General features: G+C 46.6%; 25 protein-coding genes and 1 riboswitch. Of the genes, 8 read left to right on the forward strand and 17 right to left on the reverse strand.

Going from position 1 to position 26,098, the window contains the following annotated elements; translation table 11 throughout:
* The first annotated feature begins 3 nt into the window (after positions 1-3).
* Positions 4-909, forward strand: a complete 906-nt coding sequence (gene rarD, locus AXG56_RS13055) for an EamA family transporter RarD (protein WP_026577810.1) — start codon at positions 4-6, stop codon at positions 907-909.
* 63 nt (positions 910-972) lie between these two features.
* Here the strand turns inward: rarD and AXG56_RS13060 are convergent, their stop codons facing one another.
* A complete protein-coding gene (locus AXG56_RS13060) occupies positions 973-1,938 on the reverse strand; it encodes an NAD(P)/FAD-dependent oxidoreductase (RefSeq protein ID WP_008633702.1) in 966 nt (321 codons plus the stop codon).
* Positions 1,939-2,063: 125 nt separating this feature from the next.
* A complete protein-coding gene (locus AXG56_RS13065; protein ID WP_062514928.1) occupies positions 2,064-5,189 on the reverse strand; it encodes an efflux RND transporter permease subunit in 3,126 nt (1,041 codons plus the stop codon).
* 120 nt (positions 5,190-5,309) lie between these two features.
* Between AXG56_RS13065 and AXG56_RS13070 the strand changes: the two genes are divergently transcribed.
* A complete protein-coding gene (locus tag AXG56_RS13070; protein WP_062514931.1) occupies positions 5,310-6,155 on the forward strand; it encodes a TetR/AcrR family transcriptional regulator in 846 nt (281 codons plus the stop codon).
* 284 nt (positions 6,156-6,439) lie between these two features.
* Here AXG56_RS13070 and AXG56_RS13075 read toward each other — a convergent pair whose 3' ends face one another.
* The 3 genes from AXG56_RS13075 to AXG56_RS13085 all read right to left on the reverse strand — a co-directional run bounded on the left by AXG56_RS13075 (position 6,440) and on the right by AXG56_RS13085 (position 8,434).
* Positions 6,440-6,892 carry a hypothetical protein gene (locus tag AXG56_RS13075; RefSeq protein ID WP_008633705.1) on the reverse strand — a complete coding sequence of 151 codons (453 nt, stop codon included), beginning with the start codon at positions 6,890-6,892 and terminating at the stop codon, positions 6,440-6,442.
* Positions 6,893-6,922: 30 nt separating this feature from the next.
* Positions 6,923-8,149: an NAD(P)/FAD-dependent oxidoreductase gene (locus AXG56_RS13080; protein WP_008633706.1), complete on the reverse strand. Its 1,227-nt coding sequence runs from the start codon at positions 8,147-8,149 to the stop codon at positions 6,923-6,925.
* A gap of 87 nt (positions 8,150-8,236) precedes the next feature.
* Entirely contained in the window at positions 8,237-8,434 is a 198-nt protein-coding gene (locus AXG56_RS13085) for a DUF2188 domain-containing protein (RefSeq protein WP_062514933.1), read from the reverse strand.
* Between the two features lie 147 nt (positions 8,435-8,581).
* Positions 8,582-8,691: riboswitch (SAM riboswitch) on the forward strand.
* Between the two features lie 114 nt (positions 8,692-8,805).
* Here AXG56_RS13085 and AXG56_RS13090 point away from each other — a divergent pair.
* Both AXG56_RS13090 and AXG56_RS13095 read left to right on the forward strand, forming a co-directional pair.
* Positions 8,806-10,479 carry an O-acetylhomoserine aminocarboxypropyltransferase/cysteine synthase family protein gene (locus AXG56_RS13090; protein ID WP_008633709.1) on the forward strand — a complete coding sequence of 558 codons (1,674 nt, stop codon included), beginning with the start codon at positions 8,806-8,808 and terminating at the stop codon, positions 10,477-10,479.
* 31 nt (positions 10,480-10,510) lie between these two features.
* Entirely contained in the window at positions 10,511-11,566 is a 1,056-nt protein-coding gene (locus tag AXG56_RS13095) for a homoserine O-acetyltransferase (protein WP_062514934.1), read from the forward strand.
* Positions 11,567-11,673: 107 nt separating this feature from the next.
* On the opposite strand, the gene AXG56_RS13100 is transcribed toward AXG56_RS13095, so the two are convergent.
* The 11 genes from AXG56_RS13100 to AXG56_RS13150 form a co-directional block, all read right to left on the reverse strand.
* A complete protein-coding gene (locus AXG56_RS13100; RefSeq protein ID WP_062514937.1) occupies positions 11,674-12,381 on the reverse strand; it encodes a hypothetical protein in 708 nt (235 codons plus the stop codon).
* 98 nt (positions 12,382-12,479) lie between these two features.
* Positions 12,480-13,298 carry a tryptophan 2,3-dioxygenase gene (kynA, locus tag AXG56_RS13105; protein WP_008633712.1) on the reverse strand — a complete coding sequence of 273 codons (819 nt, stop codon included), beginning with the start codon at positions 13,296-13,298 and terminating at the stop codon, positions 12,480-12,482.
* Between the two features lie 12 nt (positions 13,299-13,310).
* On the reverse strand, positions 13,311-13,952 hold the full coding sequence (locus AXG56_RS13110) for a DUF4166 domain-containing protein (RefSeq protein WP_008633713.1): 642 nt from the start codon (positions 13,950-13,952) through the stop codon (positions 13,311-13,313).
* A 186-nt stretch (positions 13,953-14,138) separates the two neighbouring features.
* Positions 14,139-15,662: an RQC-minor-2 family DNA-binding protein gene (locus tag AXG56_RS13115; RefSeq protein WP_062514938.1), complete on the reverse strand. Its 1,524-nt coding sequence runs from the start codon at positions 15,660-15,662 to the stop codon at positions 14,139-14,141.
* An 83-nt stretch (positions 15,663-15,745) separates the two neighbouring features.
* Positions 15,746-16,453 carry a ribose 5-phosphate isomerase A gene (rpiA, locus tag AXG56_RS13120; RefSeq protein WP_235601503.1) on the reverse strand — a complete coding sequence of 236 codons (708 nt, stop codon included), beginning with the start codon at positions 16,451-16,453 and terminating at the stop codon, positions 15,746-15,748.
* 228 nt (positions 16,454-16,681) lie between these two features.
* Positions 16,682-17,314 carry a response regulator transcription factor gene (locus AXG56_RS13125; RefSeq protein WP_008633720.1) on the reverse strand — a complete coding sequence of 211 codons (633 nt, stop codon included), beginning with the start codon at positions 17,312-17,314 and terminating at the stop codon, positions 16,682-16,684.
* Positions 17,307-18,344, reverse strand: coding sequence for a sensor histidine kinase (locus AXG56_RS13130; protein ID WP_062514940.1), 1,038 nt, complete (start codon positions 18,342-18,344; stop codon positions 17,307-17,309). The genes AXG56_RS13125 and AXG56_RS13130 overlap by 8 nt, the downstream gene beginning before the upstream one ends.
* A complete protein-coding gene (gene liaF, locus AXG56_RS13135; RefSeq protein ID WP_008633723.1) occupies positions 18,341-19,060 on the reverse strand; it encodes a cell wall-active antibiotics response protein LiaF in 720 nt (239 codons plus the stop codon). The genes AXG56_RS13130 and liaF overlap by 4 nt, the downstream gene beginning before the upstream one ends.
* Before the next feature lie 72 nt (positions 19,061-19,132).
* Entirely contained in the window at positions 19,133-19,774 is a 642-nt protein-coding gene (locus tag AXG56_RS13140; protein ID WP_062514941.1) for a PspA/IM30 family protein, read from the reverse strand.
* A gap of 16 nt (positions 19,775-19,790) precedes the next feature.
* Positions 19,791-20,132, reverse strand: coding sequence for a hypothetical protein (locus tag AXG56_RS13145; RefSeq protein WP_008633726.1), 342 nt, complete (start codon positions 20,130-20,132; stop codon positions 19,791-19,793).
* Positions 20,133-20,269: 137 nt separating this feature from the next.
* Positions 20,270-21,904, reverse strand: a complete 1,635-nt coding sequence (locus tag AXG56_RS13150; RefSeq protein WP_062514942.1) for a pyridoxal-dependent decarboxylase — start codon at positions 21,902-21,904, stop codon at positions 20,270-20,272.
* A 187-nt stretch (positions 21,905-22,091) separates the two neighbouring features.
* On the opposite strand from AXG56_RS13150, the gene AXG56_RS13155 reads away from it, so the two are divergent.
* From AXG56_RS13155 to AXG56_RS13165, 3 genes are read left to right on the forward strand one after another with little or no spacing between them, the layout of a single operon-like run.
* Complete coding sequence (locus AXG56_RS13155; protein ID WP_062514944.1) at positions 22,092-22,451, forward strand: hypothetical protein; 360 nt, start codon at positions 22,092-22,094, stop codon at positions 22,449-22,451.
* A 21-nt stretch (positions 22,452-22,472) separates the two neighbouring features.
* Positions 22,473-23,213, forward strand: coding sequence for a hypothetical protein (locus AXG56_RS13160; RefSeq protein WP_008633731.1), 741 nt, complete (start codon positions 22,473-22,475; stop codon positions 23,211-23,213).
* Positions 23,210-24,289 (forward strand): methyl-accepting chemotaxis protein, encoded by a 1,080-nt coding sequence (locus AXG56_RS13165; RefSeq protein WP_062514946.1) that lies wholly within the window; start codon positions 23,210-23,212, stop codon positions 24,287-24,289. The genes AXG56_RS13160 and AXG56_RS13165 overlap by 4 nt, the downstream gene beginning before the upstream one ends.
* Before the next feature lie 99 nt (positions 24,290-24,388).
* Here AXG56_RS13165 and AXG56_RS13170 read toward each other — a convergent pair whose 3' ends face one another.
* Positions 24,389-25,489 (reverse strand): Xaa-Pro peptidase family protein, encoded by a 1,101-nt coding sequence (locus tag AXG56_RS13170; protein WP_062515266.1) that lies wholly within the window; start codon positions 25,487-25,489, stop codon positions 24,389-24,391.
* 175 nt (positions 25,490-25,664) lie between these two features.
* Between AXG56_RS13170 and AXG56_RS13175 the strand changes: the two genes are divergently transcribed.
* On the forward strand, positions 25,665-26,060 hold the full coding sequence (locus tag AXG56_RS13175) for a hypothetical protein (protein ID WP_008633737.1): 396 nt from the start codon (positions 25,665-25,667) through the stop codon (positions 26,058-26,060).
* Positions 26,061-26,098: the final 38 nt, after the last annotated feature.

Consider the following 26,098-nt stretch of genomic DNA (forward strand, 5'->3'; position numbering starts at 1 on the left):
CACATGGACAAAGAACAAAAAGCAGGCATCCTTCTCACTGCCGGTTCCTACATATGCTGGGGATTCCTCCCTATTTACTGGAAGTTGATTCAGCACATCCCAGCCTTTGAAATTCTCGCCCACCGGATCGTCTGGTCCTTCGTGTTCATGGGAATCGTGATTTTGGCTACTCGTAATTATCATGCATTCCTAAAACAGGCTCGATTGATTCTAAAAGATAAAAAACAGATCATCGGAATTGTATTTGCTTCGATCACCATCAGCATTAACTGGGTCGTTTACATACTGGCTGTCAATACAGGGCATGTGGTAGAGGCAAGTCTCGGCTACTACATTAATCCCCTGGTGAGCATCCTGCTCGGAATGATTATTCTTAAAGAGACATTTTCAAAAGCACAGTGGACCGCCTTCCTTCTTGCAGGTCTGGGCGTCCTCTACATGACATTCCATTTCGGTTCCATTCCATGGCTCGCCCTGCTGCTCGCATTCAGCTTCGGTGCGTATGGACTACTGAAAAAGCTCGTCCCGCTCCACGCTATGTTCGGACTTGCATTAGAAACCATGATTGTAACTCCTGTGGCCGTTGCCTTTCTTCTTCAACGACAATATGGGCAATGGGAAGAAATCACTGTGTTTTCATCAACAACTCTTCTCGTACTTGGTTCCGGTATCGTCACAGCCATCCCGCTGCTCTTATTCGGGGCAGGAGCGAAGCGAATCCCCTTGTCCATGGTCGGCTTCCTGCAGTACTTCGCTCCGACTATCATGCTTTTGATCGGCGTCTTCCTCTATGAAGAACCGTTCACATCCGTACACGCTGTATCCTTCAGTCTGATATGGGCAGGACTCGCCGTCTATACATTCAGCCGGATGAAGCGTCTGCAGAAATATTATAGAAAAGCGAGCTGATCCTTTACCGCCTCGCTCTTTAATCAAAAAAGCTCTCTGCGCACAGAGAGCTTTTTTACGTTATTACCAGCTTAGAAAAGCCGCAGCGTCTTTGCCGGATAGATAGGCACTTTCGAGCCTGGTCCTCCCCGCCTGATCATTCGGGCGAAGGAAAGCATCCCCGGCTGCGACGAGGCGACCGTCTCCCGACAAATCGAGATAGGATTGTTGGACGACCTTCTTCGCCTGCGCATACCGCCAACGCTTCAGCTGCTCCGACTCTAAATGACTCCAGTCGAGGTAAGTATCGACCTTGTCCTTAATCAGGGAAAGTACATAATCTTCCCCATAATGCTTTCTGGACCAATCCCCCTGCATATAAACACTGACAACAGGATCTTCAGATATTCCTTTTTTCTGATGGTCGACCACCCGCTCCACGCCCTCCGGGAGATCCTTATCCAGATGACCTCCATCCGGAAGACCCGTCGCTTCATTGAAATGATAAATCCCGACATAAGTAGGCTCAAACAAGATATCCTTCAGCTGTTTCCAAGAAGAAGGATCCATATCAAGATTACTGTTTCGTATCAACTCCACAACCTGCGGAGCCGGCATTGTGAACAGAACTTTGTCGGACTGCCATTCTGCGCCATCTTCCCCAAACAAACGATAGCCGCCGTCTATTTCCATCAGCTTGACGACCTTCGTATGTAAGGAAGTACGGATATTTTGGGCGAGCTGTTTGGCTAACCCGTTCATTCCATCGACTGCTGTGTAGCGAGGATAGTCCTCCCCGAACCAACGTTTCACCCACCCCTCATCGAGCCACTCCTGCGTTTCCTCCTCCAGCTCTTCGGTCCTCACTGTGAAGAACTGGGCGCCGTGATCCGCCTTCCCCTGAGCGACACGACGGGTAGCGAGACGTCCGCCGACACTTCTTCCTTTATCTACAAGAACGAAATTATCCCGGCCTTGTTTTTTAAACCTTCTGGCTGCCGTAATACCAGCAAGCCCTGCACCGACGATCGTAATCTCATAGTGATCCAATTAAGCCACCTCCATATTCCTTTTCGTAGAATGCTCTTTAATGAAAAAAGAACACCCCCGGACAATCCAAGGATGTTCTTATTTTACCACTTACTATTCAACAAGGGACATAGTACGGAAGTCGCCTACTCTTCTACTGTTACCCGCTTTTTCTTGCGGAATTTAGACAAAATCTCATAAACCAACGGAACAATCAACAGTGTCAGCAGCGTCGAGCTTGCCAGACCTCCGATTACCGTCACACCCAGCCCTTTACTGATGATCGAACCGCCTTCAAAACCAAGCGCAAGCGGAAGCAGCGCGCCGATCGTGGCTAATGCCGTCATCAGAATCGGACGGAGTCTTGTCACACCTGCATCAATCAAGGCTTCGCGTGTCGTAAATCCTTCTTTCTCTTTATGGATGACACGGTCAATTAGTACAATTGCGTTCGTTACTACGATACCAATCAGCATGAGTGCTCCAATCATAGCGGAAATACTCAAGGTTTCTCCGCTGATAAGCAGCCCAAGCACCGCTCCAATGATGGTGAATGGCAGCGAGAACAAAATGGCAAGCGGCGCAAGTCCTCCACCAAAGAAGATGACCAGAATCAAATAGACGATTGCAATGGCAGCAAGCATGGCCAATCCTAGTTGGGAGAAGGAATCAGCAATGTCTTCGGCTACTCCGCCCTGGGTGATTTCTACGCCGGACGGTGTATCGATATCCTGTGCTTTGTCATAAACGTCACCCGAAACGGCTCCGACGTCGTCTACCGTAATTTCTGCACTGACACTCGCATACACACGATTGTCTCGACGAGTAATCGTATCCGCAGTCGTTCCTTCTTCCACTTCAACCACTTCAGAAACCGGAACCGTCTGGCCTAGCGGCGTTTGAATTTCCCGCGAGGTCAAGTCTTCTATCGTTGATAATTCCGGTTCCTCCACGTTTAAGTAAACGTTCAAGTCTTCTCCATCCTGCTGCACGGTTGTCAGAACAGGTTCTTCTCTATTTTGGCTGAGTTCCATTCCTACCTGGGCAGCCGTAACGCCAAGTTCACTCAGTTTATCGTGATCCACTACGAGTGTATATTCATCGTAGGATTCTGAAAGGCTGGAGTCGACATTACGAAGGTTATCTTCTTGTGAAAGAAGATCTTCCAGCTCTGTCACAATCGGCTTGATTTCATCGATATTTTCTCCATATACCCTCAGTTCCAAGTTACTGCTTGAACCAGTACCAGAGAAGTCCTGGCTTACCCACTCTCCCTGATCTGAGTTCGCGTTTAATTCCTTAATGACCGTTTCCGTTTCTTTGTCAAAAGCTTCCGTGTCATCGTTGTATTCTACGAAGAACATTGCTTGATTCGACGCACCAGGGTTCATTGGGTTTTCTCCACCGACGGAATACTGGATTGTTTCCGCCCCATCACGGTCGAGGAAGAAGTCCTGCGCTTCATCAGCAACTGCCTCTACATCCTCTAATGTCTGACCCGGTTCCGGGTTATACGTCGCGATGACCATCTTCTGCTCCTGATCCGGAAGGAAACTCGTTCCGACAAGAGGAAGTAAGGCTATGCTCCCAACCAATACAGCAACAGCAATAATCGATGTAATGATCTTATGATTCAAAGCCTTGGTCAATATTGACTTATACCAGCGAGCGAGCCGGCCGCCTCCCTCTTCATGAGGCTGTTGCTTAATTTTATCGCTTTTCAATAACGTATGGGACAGCATCGGTACAATGGTGACAGCCACGAGTAAAGAAGCAAGCAAAGCAAATACTACTGTCAAAGCGAATGGAAGGAATATCTGTCCGACCGTTCCTTCCACAAGCCCAAGCGGCAGGAACACCGCGATAGTTACGAGCGTCGAAGAAAGAATCGGCATGAACATTTCTCTTGTCGATTCCCTGATCAGCGCTTTGCCCCGCAATGATTCTCCAGGCAGAGACATTCGCCTGTATATGTTTTCTACAACAACAATGGAATCATCGACGACACGTCCGATGGCGACCGTCATAGCTCCAAGCGTCATGATATTCAGCGTAATATTCATTTGATTAAGGATAATGATCCCGATCAGCAGGGATAGAGGGATCGAAATAATGGATATGATAGTCGTTTTAATATTTCTTAAGAACAACAGAATGACAATGACAGCGAAGATTCCACCAAACAACGCTTTATTCAGCATCGTGCTGACAGATTCTTCAATCGGTTCTCCTTGGTCGAAGGAATAAATAAACTCCACTCCGTCCAATTCCGTTTGGAGGTCTTCTGTCTCTGCTTTCACCGCATTTACGACATCAACTGTATTCGCTTCCTGCGACTTGACGATTTGAACAGCAATAGAATTTTCTCCATTGGTTCTGGAAATGGATTCCGCTTCTCCAACGACTTCAATATCAGCGATGTCTCCAAGCGCTACTGTCGGGATGGAAGAAGTCGTTTGTGCCTGATCGGTGCCTGTCGGGCTGTTCTGGCCGCCCGGGGCCTGCTGCGCTTCCCCGCCTCCAGAAGCAGGTACAGCAGGAATCTCTAATTCTTTCAATTCTTCTATATTGGCTACACTGCCATCCAGAACGACAGATTTCTGTGAATCATCGAACGTAAACAGCCCTAATGGGAAATTGACATTCGAACCTTGTATCAAGTTCTTGATCGTCTCTGAATCAAGACCGCGTTCTGCAAGCGCGTCCTCATCCAGTGTCATACGGACTTCTTTCAGCTGTTGTCCGGAAACTTGAACATCTGCAACTCCCTCCAGACCTTCAAGTGCCGGTACGACAGTGTCTTCCATTTCCTGCGTCAGTTCTTCCAAAGAGGCATCTTTATCGATGGCACTGAAGCTTACGACAGGAAAAGCATTGAAGTTCAAGCGGGACACGGACGGCTCCTGAGCATCCTCAGGCAGGGCGACATCCGCAACTGCCTCTTGCAGCTCGTCTTCCGCTTCGTCCAAGCTCTTATCAAAGCTGTACTCCAGCTGTAGTGAAGATGCATTCTGATAGGAGGTCGAACTTACCGTCTTTACACCACTCAAGTTACCGACCTGTTGCTCCAGTGGTTCTGATATTTCGGATGCCACTTCTTCGGGTGTCGCACCCGGGTAAGTAGTAGTCACTGTTATAATCGGCGGCTCTATGTTTGGAATGGTTTCCAACTTCATATTCAATCCCGCATACAGTCCGGCGGCTGTAATCAGAATTGTCATGAGCCAAACAGCGAATTTGTTATTCATCGAAAAATCGATGATTTTTTTCATAAAAGAACTCTCCCCTTCCATTTGACCGTTCAGTCACTCACCAATATAATATATATGACCGAACAGTCATGGTCAAGTGGGAAGTCCACCTTTTTTCAACGTCAAAGGAGCGAAACATATATGGAACCGAAGTCCACCTATATCATTGAACAGTCAATCAAGTTGTTTGCCAAAAAAGGGTTCAGCTCGACATCAGTACAGGAAATTGCTACACAATGCGGAATATCGAAAGGGGCATTCTACCTTCACTTCAAGTCAAAAGACGCCTTGCTGATGGACATTTTCCACTATTACTATAATCAGATTCAAGGGAAGATCGACAGCATTAATGAATTAAATTTAGATGCCCGCCAAACCTTCCTGAAACAGATGCAGGTCACCTATGAAGAGTTAGCAGCGCACAGAGATTTCATAATAATGCAGATCCGCGAGCAGGCCATTCCGTTCAATGACAATATTGAGGAGTTCATCAATAAAACACGACTTCAATCCTACCTCTTCTACCATTACCATCTAAGGAAAATCTACGGAGAAGACAAAGAGGATATCCTCTGGGAAGTCAGCCTGTTAATGCAGGGAATACTGAAGGGTTATATGGATTTAATTATTATTGAAGCAGCTGACGTAGACTATGAAGCAATTTCGCGTTCCATGTTAAGATACGCGGATTATATAGTGGAAGGGTTCGAGAAGCACAATGACCAACCAGTCATCAACGAATCCTTTATTAAGAACATTTTGCCGGATGCTTTTACAGACAATCGTAAAAAGTTCTTCCTCGAAGAATTAAAGACCAGAAAAAAAGAGGCAGACCGCGATACAGCGGATACGTTAACTGTATTGATGGAAGAGATCAAACGGGAGGAGCCACGTCCCGCCATTTTGAAAGCTCTCGCTGCCAATTTAGAACCCCTCGAGGATTATAAAGGATTCCTGCAGGAGCTCCGCCTTTTCTACAGAATCTAAGACTACAAACCTGTGTGGAAACTGGAGAGGATAAAGATAGAACAATAATCCTCTCCGCATATGTAAAAACGTTTCTTGTTCAAACACTCTCTCGTTCCTTGACTTATAGTAGGACAATCTTGGGACATGAAAATGGGCAACTGGATCAGCGGAAACAGACAGGTCCCTGGTAGAGAAAAGCTACGAGGAGCACCGGACGCCCCGTGGAAAGCCCGGAGCACACCGACTCCAAAACCACTGCGGAAGCAAACCAAAGCCAGTCACAAATTTGACTGGCTTTGGTTTTATTTCTCCGCTTCCATGATTTGATCGAGCACAGGATAAGCCGCTTCAATTCCTTCTTCCGCAACAAGACAAGCTACCCCGACCGGTGTATCCCAAAACGAATCCGGGATATATGGATTCTTCAAACCTGCCGGCTGATAAAGAGCGCGATAGATCCGTTCCAAGTGCTGCCTGGTCACTGCCTCTTCCTCTTTTCTTTCGCCTCTTGCCAACAGAAAAACGTGACGCATGGATTGAAACAGATTATCTCCCGGCATGAACGTATATTCCTTAAAGAATCCAAGCTGTTTCTCCGCCTGCTCCTTTAAACCATGACTGACACATAGATCATCCAAATGTTCACGAAGGTGCCGGTAAACTTGTTGGAACACTCTCCGCTTCTCCTCCTGCATGACCTTATCTGTATAAACCTCTTGCAGCTTTGCATATGCGGTTTCTTTCGTCCATTCCATCCCCATCACCTCTCTTTATATAGTTCGCCGTCAGGGAGAGGAATCCTTGTCATATCCGAATGCTTCCGCTTCCATTTCGACAGATTGGTAAAGCAGAGGAAAGTCTCTGGTCCCTTCTCTCAAATAATCCCCCAATTTCGGCGCCACTTTGTTCCATACCATCGGGTTGGCAGCCATCGCTTGAAACAGGGCAAGTTCATTCTTCGAGAACCTTTTTAACGAGTGGATATAATCCAGCGTCAACTGAAAGCCCGGGAAGAGGTGTTCATCCCGCTTTTTCTGGAAAGCTTCCATGACCACTTCCCTGTCATCACCTGCATCGATCCGCATGCACGCATCTGCGAGCAGAAACGCCTGCATGAAAGCATCATTAATACCAAGTCCTGTACTTGGGTCTTTACTGTGACCTGCATCGCCGATCAGGGCCCATCCGTTTCCATAAGGTTTACGGAAAAAGTTAGGCACCCCTGAGGTCCCGATGATACTTCCTTGCAAACGGGCATTCTCCAACCGCTTTTCCATTCCATACAGCTGCTTGTACATACGGACAAACGCTTCGGGGGAATCTTTCATCATAGTTTTAAACTCATCCGGATGAACCTCAAGACCGATACAATCTCTTCCTTGTTCCATTGGGAACAAAAAGCCGATTCTTCCTTCATGAAGAAATATTTCCGTAGTAGGCGTTTCCAAAGGGGGAATTCCCTCAAAATATCCGTACAGCACTGGTCTGAGAGGCGGTGTATCGTGATACACTTCCGCACCTGCCTGGCGGGCGATCGTCGAATGTTTACCATCTGCTCCGACAATTAAATCACCATACACCTCTTTCTCTCTCCCTTTCCCTTTTATCCTCACCCCTACCATGCGGTCTTGATCCCACAAAACCTCCCGCACAGCTGTCTCTGAAAGAAAGGTTACTCCCTCGTACAGGAAGGTGCGTTCTATAAGAAGCATATCCAGGCGGTCACGCTTTGGTATGACCGTGTAGGCAGACCTCGGGCCATCTATGTAACTGGAACCGATATGTGTCCTCATCCGATCCACCTTCCGCAGGCCGCCAGCCAGCAATTTGTCTAAAATGCCGAGTTCTTCTAAGTAACCGGTATGCGACATATAATGAGTTGATAACGTATCACTCGGGAAAGGAGCTTTATCTATAAGAAGTACTTTTTTTCCGAGTTTTCCAAGCAGAACTGCTAAACTCGCGCCTGCCACCCGTGCACCTGTAATGACCACATCATAGCGATTGTCCATAAAGATCCCCTCTTCTTTTCTACTAATCCTGCTTCCACTCTACCAGATTCATAACATAAAAAAACTCCCGTTTCCGGGAGTCATGTATTAGTACGTGCGCTCTTCTTCTACTTCGTGATTCTGATTCATAATGGAAAGCTTGCTTGGTGAGTTTCCTTTCGCCATTTCTTCAGCCTTTTCGATGGCAGTATCACGTTTATCGTAAAGATCTGTCGGAGCCACGTCTTCGATTTTAACAAACCAGCCTGTTACGTCTTTATTTGGGACTACACTATATTCTTTCATTCTATCTTCACTCCTCTACTATTTTTGAATGTAGTAAGAGCATTCCCAGCTGGATGCATACTCAAACATCAAAGGCCTCGGAGAAAGGGTTTGACATTGCACAGGCACACGTATATAATTTCAAACAAGTCAGACTAATCGAATACACTCTTATCGAGAGCGGCAGAGGGACTAGGCCCTACGACGCCCGGCAACCATCAAGCAAAGACTTGAAAAGGTGCTAAATCCTACAGATCCGGTGATCTGAAAGATAAGGGGAGGTAATCCGTACATACAGCCCTCTTCTTTCTTACAGAAGAGGGCTTTTCGTTTGCCTTCCGCCACCAAGGTAGAGGTTCCTAGGAACAACAATCCAAGGAGGAGAATGATTGATGACTTTCCCTAACCACCCGTACGGTCCAGAGACTTTGTTGTTACACGGCGGACAGGAGCCAGACCCGGCTACCGGTTCCCGCGCAGTGCCGATTTATCAAACGACCTCTTATGTCTTCCGAGACACAGACCACGCTCAGAACCTGTTCGCCCTTGCAGAACCGGGAAACATTTATACGCGGATCATGAACCCGACCGTGGATGCTTTCGAGCAGCGGATGGCTTTATTGGAAGACGGAGCCGCAGCTGTAGCTACTTCTTCCGGAATGTCAGCGATCACACTCGCCATTTTGAATATTGCAGGGGCCGGAGATGAAATCGTGGCTTCCTCCAACCTTTACGGCGGCACATACAACCTCTTCGTCCATACCCTTCCGAGGTATGGAATCCATGTTCGTTTCATTGAAGGCAGCAGCCATGACGACTTCCAAGCAGCCATTACCTCAAATACAAAGGCTATTTTCGCGGAAACGATTGGAAATCCGAGTCTGGATGTTCTCGATATCGAGAAAGTGGCAGCTGTAGCCCACAGTCATCACATCCCACTTATTATCGATAACACCTTTGCCACCCCTTATGTATGCCAACCTTTCGCATGGGGCGCGGATATCGTCGTCCACTCCGCTACGAAATGGATCGGGGGACACGGCACGACGATTGGCGGTGTCGTCATTGACAGCGGCCGTTTTAACTGGGACCACGAGAAGTTCCCTGGATTTACAACTCCGGATGAGAGCTACAATGGAATCCGCTACGCCGATCTCGGTCCCGCAGCCTACGCGGTTAAACTCCGCGTCCAACTTCTCCGGGATATCGGGGCATGCCTAAGCCCGCAAAATGCTTTCCTGTTGCTGCAAGGGTTGGAGACGCTGCATCTCCGAATTAAAAAGCATGCGGATCAGGCGCTCGAGATTGCCAGGTATTTAGAAAAACATGAAGGAGTCGAGTGGGTGCGTTATCCGGGATTACCCGATCATCCTACCCATCCCCTTGCTGAGAAGTACTTCCATTACGGCCACGGCTCCATCGTCGTTTTTGGTATTTCAGGCGGCAGGGAAGCTGGTCGTACACTGATAGACAACATCGGATTGTGGTCCCATGTAGCTAACGTCGGCGATGCAAAATCGTTAATTATTCATCCCGCATCCACCACACACCAACAGTTGAACGAGCATGACCTGAAGAAATCGGGCGTCACCGAGGAGCTCGTGCGTCTGTCTGTAGGCCTGGAGTCGGTTGATGACTTGATTGATGAATTGGATGCTGCCATCCGCCAAGCTACAGGTGCTGGGTCGGCAAGTAAAAACAGGAACCATCCAGCACTGCCGATTCTACAATCATCCTTGGATCGTTCAGAAGGCCAACTGAGGAAAAGGACGATCGGGTTTACCACAAGTCCTTCTCCGGAGGATGTAAACAGACTTGCTCAACTCGGCTATACGATTGTGGATCTATCCTCAGAAGAAGAGGCACCTACTTATGTGGATATCCTTCATTTTGACCGGTTGAACACAGATGAACCGATTATCGAGCAGCAGCCGCACGGAATTTTGTGGATTAATGAGGCAATAGCGGAGGATGAGGAAACCACGATTTCCGGTATACGAATATATGACGCTGTCGTAGCGGTTCGTACAGGAAAAAGCATCTCCTCCTCTCTACAATCGGTCTAATCGAAAGCATTACGGAAAGGAGAATTCGTTCATGTCATTGAAAAACCCAGTCAGCCAGGAAACAGAAAGTCCAGTCCTTTCCATTGGTCCTTTGGAATTAGAGTCAGGAGATAGGCTGACTGATGTAGAACTCGCTTACGAGCGTTATGGTAAAGCGGATGCTCCTGTCATTTTAGTCTGCCATGCGTTGACGGGAAACCAATTGGCAGTCGGATCAAAGGAAGAACCTGGCTGGTGGGCTGGCTTGATCGGAGACGACTGTCCCATCGATACGAAACACTATCAAGTCATTACCTTCAACGTGCTCGGCGGCTGTCACGGTTCTACAGGACCCGCGAGCATAAACCCCGACACCGGTAAGGAATACAAACAAACATTCCCACCTGTTACCATCCGGGACATGGTTAACGCCCAATTTGAAGCGCTTAGAAGACTGGGTATTCAGCAGTTAGAGGCAGTCGTCGGGGGATCACTGGGCGGTATGCAGGCATATGAATGGGGTCTGCTGTACCCGACCTTTATGAAGAAGCTGTTTATTCTCGCAGCCACTCCTTATTTGAGCGATTACGGGATTGCCTTCAACCACATAGGATCAAAAGCCATATGCTCCGATCCCGCATTCAATGGAGGAAATTACGTATCCAATACAGCTCTGCAGGGTTTTGAAATAGCGCGCATGACCGGAATGGTCACATACCGCAGTGGTACACTTTTTCAGCAGCGGTTCGACCGATCACAGGCCAAAGAAGATCGTTATGATATCCAGTCCTACCTCGATCATCAGGGAGCCAAGATCAAAGAACGTTTCGATGCCAACAGCTATTTATACTTGCTTGAAGCTATGAATAACCATGATATTGGAAAAAAACGAGGAGGATGGGAAGCAGCAGCCGCCCTTTATAAAGCACCTATTTATACCATCAGTTTCGAACATGACCTCCTTTATCCGGAAAGTTTAATCGCCCGCTTCTCTGCTCTCGCACCCCAAGCGGAGCATTATCATGTGACGACTGATTTCGGCCATGATGGGTTTTTAGTCGAGTTCGAACGATGGGGGCAATGGATTAAAGAAAAATTAGACACATAAGAAAGAGGCCGGATGTTTTCACATCCGGCCTCTTCCGCTTGTTATTTTACTGAGTTCCTTGACAGTTTTTTAAAGCTCCTCGCCATTAAGGGAAAAGACTCTTTCGCTTACTGCTTCCCTTCAGCTGTTTGATTCTGTCCGAGGTTTTCCAGATACTCTTCCTTCATCCAGTCCTTTACTTCTTTCCTCTTCAGAAGCAGATGATCCGGCCAGTCTTCCTTCGATTGATCCAAGTACAAGAGGATTCCTTTGTCTGACAAGGCCAGGTTTCGAGGATCGATCTGAACAGATTCGTCGTCCAGCTCCTCGCGTGCAAGCTCTTCCGCCATACCTAAATAATCCTTGTCTGCTTTAAATATTTTCTCCATATCAATGGCAGAGCCCGTTTTCTTATCAAAATTCAAAACGGTCTGCATTTCGATGGGCTCTTCTGATCCTATCCTCATCGTTTCAAGAAAGCGCACATTAAAATAACGATGGTCCTGATGGATGACTTCAAAGTTTATTTGCAATTCCGTAGGCTGATCCACTTCCTGCTCTTGTGTACTCAAATAGCTTTTCTGCTTAAACATGGCTTTACGCTGATTCACATAATCCGTAATTTTTTGGTCAATTTGATTGTTGGGGGTATCAGGATATTGGATGGAGATGTGGTAATCCTGATAATCTTCTACATCCGATTCAATATCTACATCATAGATAGGCATTTTAGTCGATTGCTTCCCGTCTTTATCCTCGTTGGCATTGGCTATGAAGGAACAGGCGGACAAGAACAAGACTGCGATACCAAATATATATATAATAGGTTGATTCATAGAAATTACCTCTTTGTTTAATAATGATTGCACAACCTATTGTAACACAAATGTAATAATATTTTAATCACGCAGTCATATTCAGTCTTTTCTGTCGATTAAATACGGGTCCGGACGTCCCAAAGCTCCGGGAAGAAACGATGATCCAATACTTTCTTCAAATAACCTACGCCTGAAGAACCACCGGTCCCCTGTTTGTGACCAATAATACGCTCAACCGTCTTCATGTGCCTGAATCGCCATTGCTGCAGGCTGTCTTCGATATCAACCAACTTTTCCGCAAGTTGATACAGTTCCCAATAACGTTCGACATCCTGATAAACCGCGGCCCAGGCTGCCTCTACTTTTTCATTTCGCCTATATGTCTGTGTATAATCGCTGCGGGAGTCAATGGAAAAGCCGGCTCTTGCAAGCTCCGCAATTGCCACGTCATATATACCCGGTGCTTCGTAGGCGGACTGCAACTGCTTATGTAACTCCGGATTTTTCTCATATATCCTTAATACATGGGGTGTCTTATATCCAAGGGAGAATTCTATCATGCGATACTGAAACGATTGGAATCCGGATGCTTTGCCCAAAGTATGACGAAACTCCATGTACTCTGCCGGCGTCAACGTGGAAAGCACATCCCAGGCCTGAATGATCTGTTTCTGAATGCTTGACACTCGTGCGAGCATCTTGAATGCTGGCTGTATGTTCTTATTTCGTATTGACTGAATAGAAGCTTGAAGTTCATGAAGAATCAACTTCATCCACAGCTCACTCACCTGATGGATGATGATGAACAGCATTTCGTCGTGGTGTTCAGAAAGCCGCTTCTGGGCAGAGAGGAGTTCGTCTAATCCAAGGTATTCCCCGTAAGTCATACTCGTAGAAAAATCCGTGTACACTTGTTCATCTTTTTCCTTTCCCACTTCATCCCTCCTCTATTCCAACAGTCCCCGCTCAGGAATGTTACGGACTGTCATCGGTAAATATTCGACATGGACCGTTCCTTCATACATGAGAAGTGTCCCCAGTGCCGGATGTTCCACATGCACGTGAACACGGATGGCATTCTCCCTCTCATCAAAGTGTTCATAAACAGAGGTGACAGCATTTAAAACCGTCTTTTCTTTTAACTGGAGACCGGCAGATTCCATATAAAGGCCGCCTTCCGGGGTAACATGCATGGACAAACTCGTCTGAACGTTTCCGCTTTTACCGAGTTCATCGACGATTGTCTGCTTCTCTTCATTAAAATGCATAGCAGCGTCAAAACCGCGAATAGCATAAGGAAAGAAGAAACGCCGGATCCAACTGACTGTTTCCCGCCCCTGTTCATCCTGATATGCATAATTCTCTATCGTGAAAGGAACGTCTTTCCCTCTTTCACCGAATACCAAATGATCGCGGACACCGAATTGCAGAAGAGGTCGAAGGACAGGGTGCGTACCTCTTATCTCCTGCATTCTCCCCTGACCAAGAATCATCAAATGCTGATCACTCGTCAAACCGAACTTTTTCTTTAATTCCGGGTGAAGCCTCTCAAATTCCTCTCCCAATGCCTGCTGATATATTGATTTCATCGTTATACTCCTTTCCGAATATCCCCAGAGCCGACCAGCATATTTCACCTGGATCAGTTATGGAAACCTACCATGTACTTGTCCAAATTATATCACAAGAAAACGCTTACCAAACCAATGATAATTAGGAAAAAAAAGACCCGCATAAGCGCGGGCCGTCTCTTTGTAATGGATTCCATAACACGATTACATGACCTCTTCTGCGTAATCGCTCACAGAATATCCCTTTTGCTGTTTCATAAGCCACCCCTGCTTCTCCAGCTGATTAAAAATCTTCTGGATGTGCTTTTCCGGCCAATGAGATAACTGACCGAACCAACGTGTTTCATGCAGCTGCAGCGTCCTCAACTTATTCGTAGCCTTCCCTGCCAGTACTTGAACAAGGGTATGGGCAGGATGATCCGTTCCATAGTAATAGATTAAATCCAATATCTGCTGCGTATCTGCAAAAGTGAGCGGGCGTCCTTTAACTGTCAGAATGATATCGTCATCCGCATAGCGCACTTCTTCAAGCTTCACCTTTAATTCTTCCAGCACATGACTTGTGAATGGATACACATGTTCAGGAACAAGCTTCTTCCATTCCTTCAATTGCTTTAATATACGAATGTCATGAAGCTCCACTTCCGACATCCAAAGCAGCTCTGACGATTCCAGGCAATCAGGAATGTAAGTCCTGCTCAGCTTGTCGTACATATCCAGCAGCGGATACGAGGTAAGATGTTCCTGCTTCCGTTGATATCGCTCTATCTGTTTGAAAACCTGCAGGCTTTCATCCAATGTCTTTCTCGCAGTAGCCAGCTGTTTTTTCAAAGCTCTGAGTTGAGCCAGCTGATCCAGGAGACGCGGATTCTGTTGGGCAACTTCGTTGAACTGTCTTTCTATAGTCGCCGTTCGTTTTGCCGCCCGCTCTACGTCGTACTCTTCTGATAAACGCACAATGTCGACATCTACATCATAGTAAAGCCTGAAATCGCACGTTTCACACTCGCACCGGATTGTGCGGCTGCTTGAATGGAAGGTCAGGACTTTATCATGGGAACAGCTGTCTTCCTTCCCTCGCACCCATGAGTCAGGAAGGGAACGGAACGGACGCATGACTATTTCGACGCGGTGCCGCCAATAAGCAACATCTTCGGGATAATTTAAAACAGACAGCAGCGAAGACTGATTCATCGTTTCCACAGCATCGATCACCTGCTGTTTTTGATGGTACAGCCGGACGAGCGGATGCTGCTGGAAAGCAGCAGCTATCTTCTTCAGCCAATGCTCCCTTTCTTCCGAGCTTATATGGGATAAGAACAGATAATCCTCCAGCACTTCCCCAATATGATCATTAAGCTGCTCTGAGGAAAGCTGCGTGTAATCTGTACCGTATTGATATTCGTCTTTTAAAGGTAGTCCATGTTCTTCAGGCAGGGACTTCCATAGAAATAATTCTGGGCGCAGTAAATGGTCATGGATTTCGTCTTTGCGGAACGAAACGGGAAGGACCGCATTTTCCTCCAATCCCAAATAACGGCGGATCGGTGTAACATCGAGTCCTTTTGCATCAATTTGGTCCATGATGGCGTCATTCAGCCTGGAAAGCAACCCCCGTTCAAACTTGTGACCGATCGAACGAATATACTTATTCTTCTTCCCGATCGGTGCAAGTACAATATACGGGTAACGCTGATCCTGGTAAGCAATCCTTTGTGGCAGTCCCATAATGATTCCCCTTTGAAATAAGGATTTACTTCTATTATAGAAAAAGTATTAAGATGTACCAATGATTATCCTGAAAATGGGCGTTATATCGTAAGAAATTCCACGGAATACCCAATAAACAGGCCTGTCTCCATCACTCCGGGGATAGCTCCCAGAGCTTTTTCCAAATCATCTTCAATAGTTATGAATTCCACATCGAGCAGAACATTTCCTGCTTCCGTAATAACAGGTCCGTCCTTCCCCGCTGCCATACGGAGCGTAACGGAGCGGATCGGAAACTCCTCAAGCTTCGTCTCCACAAGGTGGATCGCTCTCGGATCGACTTCAATCGGAACCGGTAGCTTTGCACCAAGCTCGGTAACGTATTTGCTGTCATCTACTAAAATATACGTTTTCGGAGAACTCGCCATTACAAGCTTTTCAGCAAGCAGTGCTCCTCCTCTTCCTTTAATAAGCCTCTTACGATCATCCGCCTCATCTGCTCCGTCGAATCCCCAGTCAGGTCTCGCCTGAATGAGGGAAGCTGTAGGAATGCCGAAATAGGCACAATTCATCTCGGCTTCTTTCGAAGTTGGAATCCCTGTGATGGTCAACCCCTCCTCCTTCACCCTGTCAGCAATCTGCTCCAGGGCTAAGTAGGCGGTCGACCCCGATCCTACTCCTATCACATCTCCTTCACGCACCAACCTGCTCACTTCTTGAGCGATTTTTTCTTTACCTGATCGGTTGGAGATTTCCCCTTGCCATACCGGCGCATCTGCCAGTTGATTGTTCCATCGCACGTGTATCACCTCTTCCTCTTTGGTATTCCCAAAAACGACAGAAAACAAGCATCATCCACCATACAGGAATCTCCATTGTTCTGAACACATAAGATGAGAAAAGAAATTATTTTCTGAAAGAAGGGATGGATATGAGAAAGTACTATATCAAATTGATCATCTTCTACTTGATCATCCTGACAACCTTCGTATATGTCTCCTTAAATCATTAAAGAACTCCGACACGGGTCGGAGTTCTCATTCGATCAGATCGTTCTTAAATGCATAGATAACCGCCTGGGTGCGATCAGATACTTGAAGCTTGCCAAGGATATTGCTGACGTGAACCTTAACGGTTTTCAAAGCGATGAACAGCTGCTCCGAGATTTCCTGATTCGTCCGGCCTTCCGCCATCAGTAATAGAACTTCTTTCTCCCGCGCGGTCAGTTGATCGTGCAGATCAGCCGCATCGGGCTTACGCATTTTTGTCATGATTTTCCCTGTCACTTCCGGTTCCAGCACAGACTGGCCATCGAATGTAGATCGTATGGCCTTCGCAATCTCTTCCGCTTTCGACGTTTTCAGCATGTAGCTGGTGGCGCCGGCTTCCAGAGCTGGATATACCTTCTCATCATCAAGAAAACTGGTGACAATGATGATCTTCGCCTCCGGCCATTGTTCCGTTATCTGCTTTGTCGCTTCAATCCCATCCATATTTTCCATTACCAAATCCATGAGAATGATGTCAGGATGGTGACGTAACGCTAAATCGACCGCCGCCTGCCCGTCGTCCGCTTCTGCAATGACTTCAATGTCGGGCTGTGCAGACAAATATGCCGACACACCAATACGGACCATTTCATGATCATCAGCAAACAGTACTCTAATCATGCACTTCTCTCCCTTCTTCACGGTGCGGCACTTTCACCTCAAGCCTCGTTCCCTGTCCTTCGACGCTGACAATTTTCAACGTTCCACCTACTTCCAGCGCCCTTTCCTGCATATTCTGCAATCCGTAGGAGCTTGCCTTCCCCTGCTCTACATCGAATCCGATACCATCGTCCACGATGCGGAGAATGACATTGTGATCCCTCTCAATCAGCATCACCTCAAGCGCTTCTGCTTTCGCATGACGCAGCGTGTTGGAAACAGATTCCTGAAGAATTCGGAACAATTGATCTTCCAGTCCTTTCTCTAAATGAAGATCCTCCATGGTCCAACTGATTTCCATTGGCACTTTCTGTGTCAATTCACCAAGCAGCTCTCCCACACCCTCTTTCAATGTCTTATCTTTCAAAGCCACAGGACGGAGGTGGAGGAGCAGAGCCCTCATTTCCAGCTGAGATTGGTGTATCATCCGTTCCACCATCTGGAGCTGACGACTTCCCCGACCGTCATCAGCCGTTTCATTAATGGCTGACATCATCATAGAGGCTGCAAACAGCTGCTGACTCACCGAGTCGTGCAGCTCCCGTGCAAGGCGGTTCCTTTCCTGGACAACAACTTCCTGGAGGCTGCGCTCTCTTTCTTCCGCGCGCTCCGTGGCCAGCCGTTGATTGGCAATTGTCTGCTGAGCTATTTTCCTCTCTAATTTACGTATCGCTTCGTCTATCTGACTGATTTCCTTCAAATCAGTTCCTTCGTAAAACAATTCATTACCTTTTACAAGTTCTTCAAGCTGGTACTGCACACCGTTCCACCTTCTTCTCCAGTACCACCCCTGGAGAACCCCTGATACTATTCCGCCCATTGCGGCAAGAAACAAAACGAGTAATACATATGGAAGATCCATGACTTCCCGGCTCCATAACTCCGCCAATGACCCCACCGGGAACGTAACAAAGGTAATACCAAGGAGGATCAGCGAAAACGCAAGAAACGTTAACAGACCTGTCATCACTTGCCTTTTCCATATATTCATACTCGCTTCACCTCAAGATCTCCTGAAACGTTGGACGTGATAATTTTCACTCGCGGTCTGGTGCTTCGATAGTTTTCTGTTTCATAAGATAGAACCTGGTTCAGGACTTTTGTATTCTTATATTGAAAGACTGTCGCACGACCGACCAAAGCACTATGGTGAATACTCACTTCCACTTCATACGGTACGTAGACAATTAAGTTTCCTATGAAATGGCGAATAGAAATGACTGCCTCATCACCCGGGAGGACGGTTTGACTCAAGTCGATGATTCTGTCTCCGAACCCACCTTGAATATTGACATCTCTCCATCCATAGGAGCGGTCAGGCGTCTCCTGATCTCCAAAGAATTTCTGCTTTAACAACGGCTCCTGATACGGAAACTCTTGATAATTATCGATAATTTCAGGCTCGATCCGCTCCGGCTCCTTACGGGATTTCCAATAATCGCGAACAAACAAAAACAGAACAGCAACGATGAGAAAACGAACAGCTATCATACTTAACACAGTGAAAACAAGAATAATAATGCCAAGCCAAAAGCAAACCCTTCCCCACATTCGTCGATATTTCTTCTTCCCTACATATGTCAGAATCCCTGCAAAAAAGAGAGTAAAGACAAGGCCTCCATTAAAGAACGCAATTTCTACAATAAGGAGGATCACCCCTATGAATAAAATCAAGTTGATCGTATCTGTTTTCCATTTTTTAATCATATGAGTCATCCTCCTTGCTTCTAAAGGTAATAAAAAGACGCAGAAAACTGCGTCCTTATCATACCACGATTTCTATTTTGCAGACACATCCCCGGATGTTTCCCATTCCTTCTCAATCTTGGCCATTTTACTGTCAAACGTATTGTGATAGTAAGCGGAGTTCACTTTATATTCCAGGTTATCAATGTAACGGTCGATTTCCGCGAAACGGGAATACGGCTTGTCCGAGGTATCTTCCATCACCCGGTTCATACGATGATGGGCTCTCGCTGTATTCTCCCTGCCCATTAATTCCATCCGTTTCAAGTGCATATCTTTCAGCTTGTGCTTCATCTCTTCATATTTGCGTTCAAGAGCTTCCAACTGTTCGATACTGTCTCTTCTCGCTGTCTGGAGACGTTCCGCACGTGCTTCATACTCCTGCTTTTCTTTTAAAGCGAACTCATACATATCTGTTTCGCCGGCTTTCTCCGCAATTTCAGATTGACGACGACGCTTGTCTGCCATATCCTGCGCCTGCTGGTATTCCCTTGTGAATTCATCTTTCAAACGATATTGACGCTCTAACAGCTTCCGGACTTTTTCCGTCTCCTTCTCACTCTCCCGCAAGTATTGGTTAAGCATAGCCACTGGATTTTTCTGTTCCTTCTGATCCAAAGCTTCATGAAGATCTGCCGTAATGGAATCTTTCAATCGTTTAAATACGTTTGCCATTTCAAATCTCTCCTTTTTATTTGTTCATCTCTGCCCATTGTCTTTCGAAATTTGTAAACGGGTCATTGGATTCGACCGGTTCTTCTTCTCTGCTCGTCCAATTCTTAACAATCAAGTAAAGAACGTAAGCGGCAGCCAAACCGATCACTGCATAAATATTGGATAATGCAATACTGACCAATAGCAGCCCGACGACTGTCCAGCCGATCTTGCCGGCTGTGGAATCACTCTTCACAAACCGTTTAAAAACGACATACAACAGCCAGACGCTGACACCAAGCAGAACCATCGGACCCAGGTTAGCCAGCAGAACCCCGAGAGCGACCAGCCCGGCGATAAACAGTAAAAATTTCTTCATCCTTTTCCCTCCTCGCTCATTTCTTGTTTCTATCATACCGAGGAAAGAAAAATGTCGTAATGAGCCGGAGATATATTTTCACCTACGCCTGGAGACTTAGGCACATCTAGAACCATCGGAAAAAGGAGAGCAAAACCTTATACAGTATGCATGTATTCTTTCTTGAACATTTCCACACTCCCAGCAAGGAAGTCGACATATTCCTCCACTTTTTCAAGGGTGGTATAAGGCGAAATGGCAAAGAATTTATGGGCGTACACCGCCGTCCTTTCATCCGAATCGCAGGCAGGAACGAGTCGTTGCTTAGACGTACTACCGAAATAAAATTCCTCTCTCCTATGCCCGATATAGTCCGCGAACTCCGCGTTAAACCCATTCACTTCATCCAGTTCCGCTGCAGTCATCTTGCCACACCTCTCGTCACCCCAGCTTACCCGCTCCGGGTAGATACGGAATGTCGTCACAGGAGAAGGGGCATTTGTCATAACCGCACACGGGACTTTCTCCGATAACTCCTTTCGGAAAGCAAGGTTTACAGTAATGTAGTTACCAAGGACCTTTTGGTATCCCTCGATTCCCATCCCTGTCAAAGAAGCATAAATAGCGAGAGAACTTCCCATTCTGGAACACTCCAGCGTATAACCGGTATGGTAGCTCCCATAGCTTCTGTTTCCGACATAAGGCGTCTCGTCATGCTCCAGATCCACAGCACCAAGCAGACGTTTATCTTTAATGAGAAAGAGGCTGGATGTGTATGGCGTCTGTCCCAGCTTATGAAAATCAAACACCATACTATCGGCCAGCGAAAGCTGCCTGAATTTCGTCTGATAATCACGGAGGACGACAGCGCTATCTTTATCGAAGCATAAAGGATTGGCGTCAAAGTCGTACGCATTAAAGAAGGTGTACATTCCTCCCATCGCACTGTCTGCATGAATGTAGACAGGATCCAACCCATACAGACGCTCCATCTCCTCCGTCGCGTTTTTGATAGATGCCACGGAATCAATCCCGAAAGTGTCTGTCGTTCCGGTACTAGCCAAAACATAGACAGGAATGCCCCCCTGCTTGATCACTGCATTCATCTTATGTTTCAAATCCTCTATGTCCATCGAGTGATCTTCTTTCGTCTCTACACGAATTAAGTGGTCCGTACCGATTCCTGTCGCTTCGACCGCCTTGTATAAACTATAGTGGGATAACTCTGAACAGAAACAGTAGAGTTTACCCGGGAGACCCGTTTTATTTGAATCAGGGAAGCGTCTGGCTATGGCAAGCCTTAACGACTGAAAGACCGCTCCCTGCCCTCCCCACGTCGTATATCCTCCGCTTTCGGACGGATCATACCCCACCAATTTGGAAAGCATACTGGTAATTTTAACTTCCGCAGCCGCGGCAGCAGATCCCTCCACATCCCACAGATTATTGCCATTCAGAAGCACCATAGTCAGATTACCGAGGATACTCGGGATATTAGGGAGTGGAGCAGCATTGGCGACATATCGGCTGTTTACAAACCGGTGCCCCTCCGCAAGCTCCGTTAACTCCTCTATTACTTTTTCAATAGACTGCCTGTTCAGGGGAATCTCTGCACGCTCGGAGAGGTTCTCATAGAATCTGTCGTCTTGTTCCGCCCCCTGTCCGAGTGTTAACTTTTCTGGATTTTTCTTTTCATCAACACCCTCCAGCAGCTGTCTTATATAGTGGATTATTTGATCCCGCTTCTCTGCATTTCCATCTTCACTAGGATACATTGCTTGTATTTCTTTCATTTCAAACCACCTCATTTGTATTAGGTCTTCCCACATAGAACATCGTCCAAAAGGTGGAAAAGGTTAAAAATATTATTTCGAGATAGAATGATAAACTTTTGCACCTGGCAGTTAAATAACAATCGAATCTTGTCGATAATCCTTATGAATAGACACGACCACTCTATAAGCGAGGAGATTATGTAAAATGATAGGAACTGTTGTTGATAAGAGAAAATATAAGATGGTCATTCAGGAACAGGAGAAAGAGGTAAGGATTCAAGTATTCGGATTGATTAAACAGGAGGATGCCGCAGAGTATATGGTCGATTTGCAGAGTACGATCGAAAAAGTCGATAAGCGGCGCTATAATCTGGTGATCGACGGCACCCATCAGACAACCGTTCCATCTTCTGTCGTCCGACAGCTTGATGACACACTCAACTATTATTCCAGTCTGGGTTTCAAAGATATCCATATGATTTATCCTACTTCGAAAATTGCACAGGTCCAGCTCCGTAATGCCCTTGAACGCATCCAATTTAAAGGAAAAGTGATTCAGCATTAAACAAACAAGGAGGCATGAACAATGATTCAAAAGCAAAAAACTTACACCTATCAGATCCTGACCTCCAAAGACGATCTCTTCATTCATAAAGCCAGCGCATGCTTAGCTACGTCTTTCATCGGAGTAGACGTAGCAGGCAAATGGGTTCAGGAGCCGATGGTCGGACTCCTGGATATTACCTATGACGACTTCTATCAATTCACAAAAGAGTATGTGGAGGCGACGGTCGATCAAGGCTACTGCATCGCAGCTGTCGACGAAAATGGGGAGGTTGGAGGAGTGCTTGCAGGTGATACGAATGCTCCAGAGATTATTGGAGAAGATGTCTTTGAAGGCTCCTTCAAAGACATGAATGTCATTCTGCACGTATTGGAAGATGTCGATCTCCAATTTAAAGAAGACTACAGAATCCGTAACGGGAAAGACATAGAAGATGGAGAAATGCTCCATCTGTTCATGATCGGGGTCACCGCTGAAGAGCAGCGTCATGATATTATCCAATCCATGACGAACACCCTTATGGACAGAGCCGTTGAAGAAGGCCTCTCAGCTGTCTATGGAGAAGCGACAAATCCGAAGTCCTTCCGTGTTATGGAAAAATACCATGGATTCCAAAAATATGAGACCCTCGCCGGGAAGCCGATCATGCATGAGTATAAGCAAAACGAACGCTTGAAAGGAATCCCTTCTTCTGTATCAGAGGGAACCATTATTGTGATCAAAGACCTTTCATCTGCACACAAGGAGAGGAATGAAGCATGACCCTATACCTGTTAGCTTCCGTCAGTATCGTCTTATTGGGTACTACCATATTTTTCGCCTACCGTTACAATGATTTAAGAAAAAAGGTTTTGGACGAAGAGTACCATACTCCTTTTGAGCCGGAGTTGGTGACAGAGATTCCGGAAACCACCGATATCCCCCAAAAGGAATATGATACAGCCGGGCTCATAGACAAAGGGTACGAAGCTGTTGAGAAAGCAGAAATCGTCCGTGCTGCCATGGACGAAGTGGGTGTCGGACTTAATAAACAGCTGGCTGCAACGGAAGAAAGCTCTGCCGCGCTTGAGGAAATGAATTCAGCGATTCTTGATTTATCAAATCGATCGTCCGACATATCCGAACAGTCTTCCATGGCCCTGGAACGGACGCAGGAAGGGAATGGAACCATTCAAGGATCCATCGAACAGATGCGCAGCTTAAATGATACAGTTACAGACAGCTATGAAGTAGTTAAAAATCTGGGGACGAAGTCAAGAGAGATCGGTTCCATCGCCAAAGTGATTACGGACATATCCGAACAGATCAACTTACTTTCCCTGAATGCTGCCATTGAAGCAGCAAGAGCCGGTGAACACGGCAAAGGGTTCGCCGTCGTTGCTGATGAAGTACGCAAGCTTGCAGAACAGACGAAGAATTCATCTGATCAAGTGACCAGAATTGTCGATGGTACCAAACAGGAGACGGAAGCCGCCGTTTCCTCCATGGAAAAAGGCTTGAAAGAGTCCGATGAAACCTCAAAATCTATGGAGGAAGTAGGCAGGTTATTCGGAGAAATACTTGCAGCAACACAAGTAATTGCGGAAAACAACGAAGCAACTTCCGTATCTACACACGAAATGTCTGCCGGTGTACAGCAGATCGTAGCAGCGGTAGAGCAAGTTACCTTCATCACCCAGGAGTCTGTCGAAATGTTTGATGAACTCAAAGAAATCAGCGACGATGAACTTGCCACGATGGCTGCGCTTGTCCATAAAGCAGAAGCACTCCAGCAAACGAGCACCAAGGATATGGCCACTACTGAAATACCCGACACAGATCAACCAGCTGCCTCCTAATAAGAAAAGCCGCCTATTCAGGCGGCTTTTTCCAGTCTGTCATGAAACTTAAGTGGATAAATGGTCAGACTCCCTTTTCCTGGAGTCCGCCCTCCCCACTCATTCCACAATTTCCAATTCTATCGGTGTTTTTGTCAACGTTTCAAAGCCATCTTCCGTAATTAATACGTCTTCTTCCAAACGAACCCCTCCAACGGCCGGATCATAAATTCCGGGTTCAATGGTGTACGTCATCCCCGGCTTTAACACACCGTCATTTAAATGACTCATAGAAGGAAATTCATGGACATTGATACCGAGTCCGTGGCCGATGCGGTGAGGGAATTTATCTCCATAACCGGCTTTTGTAATTACATCACGGGCAGCTGTATCCAAGTCTCCGATCCTCGTTCCCGGTTTACTGATGGCAAGTGAGGCCTCCAGCGCCTGTTTAACCGTATTATAAATCTCTTTCTGAGAATCATTGACAGATCGGTATGCGAAGGTTCTTGTAATATCCGAAGTATAGCCTTTCCAAACGACACCCAAGTCAAACAGCACGAGGTCCCCAGCCTTCAAACGGCGGTTTCCTGGATTACCATGAGCATGCCCGGATTTCTCACCGAAGAGAACCATGGTGGAAAAGGACATCTCCGCTACTCCTTTTTTCTTCAGCTCATACTCAATGGTGGCAAGCACTTCCATTTCCGTAACGCCTTCGTTAAGCGCTTCTTTCCCTACCTTCACTCCGTAATCTGCGAGTTCTGCGGCTTCCCGCATGATGGCTGTTTCGGTTTTATCTTTAACAAGACGCATATCATTAAGCATTCCTTCTACATCTACGACCGCCGCTTCTCTAAATATATCGAAGAAAGCTTCACTCCGTCCGTAAGATAACACTTCCTTCTCAATCCCTATTACACCAGCGCGGAGAAGCGCTTTTTCTCCAAGCTTTTCTTTCATCAGCGTCCAAGGGTTCTCATGATCGGCATAGCCGATTACGTCATACGCCCAACCGGCATCCCGCAGCTGTCCCTCTTCCATCCCAGGGAGAATAGCTATTGGATCAGCTTCCGGGAAGATCAGGAGACCCAGCAGTCTTTCATGAGGATCTGTGGAGAAACCCGTCAAGTAATAAAAGTTTTCTGCAGAGTTGATAAATGCTGCATCGATATTCTTTTCCTTCATATCATTCATGAATGTCGCTCTTCTTTGTTCCATCTTCATTCCCTCATTTCCTATGTATATCTACCACTATCATATCTTAAGGCCCGCACCTTTCCAAATACAGGCCATTTGTTTTTATCATCGTTTGATCCTTACCGTCATAGTTTCCATTAAGAGGAAACTTAGATATAATAACGTAAACCGAAAGAAACGGAGGCTCTCTTTATCTATGGATCGTACTCGATTTTTCATAAGAACTTCAGCCATTTATGCTTTGGTCGGGGCATTCATCGGCTCGCACATGGCCGGCGGTGGCGGACTGCAGCTCAGCGCTATCCATGCTCATATTCTCGTTGTCGGATGGCTGTCTTTGTTTGCGTTCGGCGTCTTCTATAAAGTATTTCCTATTCCGAAAGAGTCCAAGCTGGCCGCAGCACACGTATGGACGTCTTTTTTCGGTGTATTCGGACTGACTGTCGGCATGTGGCTTTACTATACGCAGCCTCTCCCCGGATTAGGAACTCTCAATACCGTATTTTTCATCGTCGGCGGCACGATCCTTCTTCTTGCGTTTTTCCTCTTTGCACTAATGACTTGGATTCATGGGAGATCCATAACAGAATAAACACAAAAAAGCAGAGGGAGCTCCCTCTGCTTTTTTGT

Origin of the sequence: Halobacillus sp. KGW1 (assembly GCF_001592845.1) — a bacterium.
Classification (GTDB): Bacteria; Bacillota; Bacilli; order Bacillales; family Halobacillaceae; genus Halobacillus.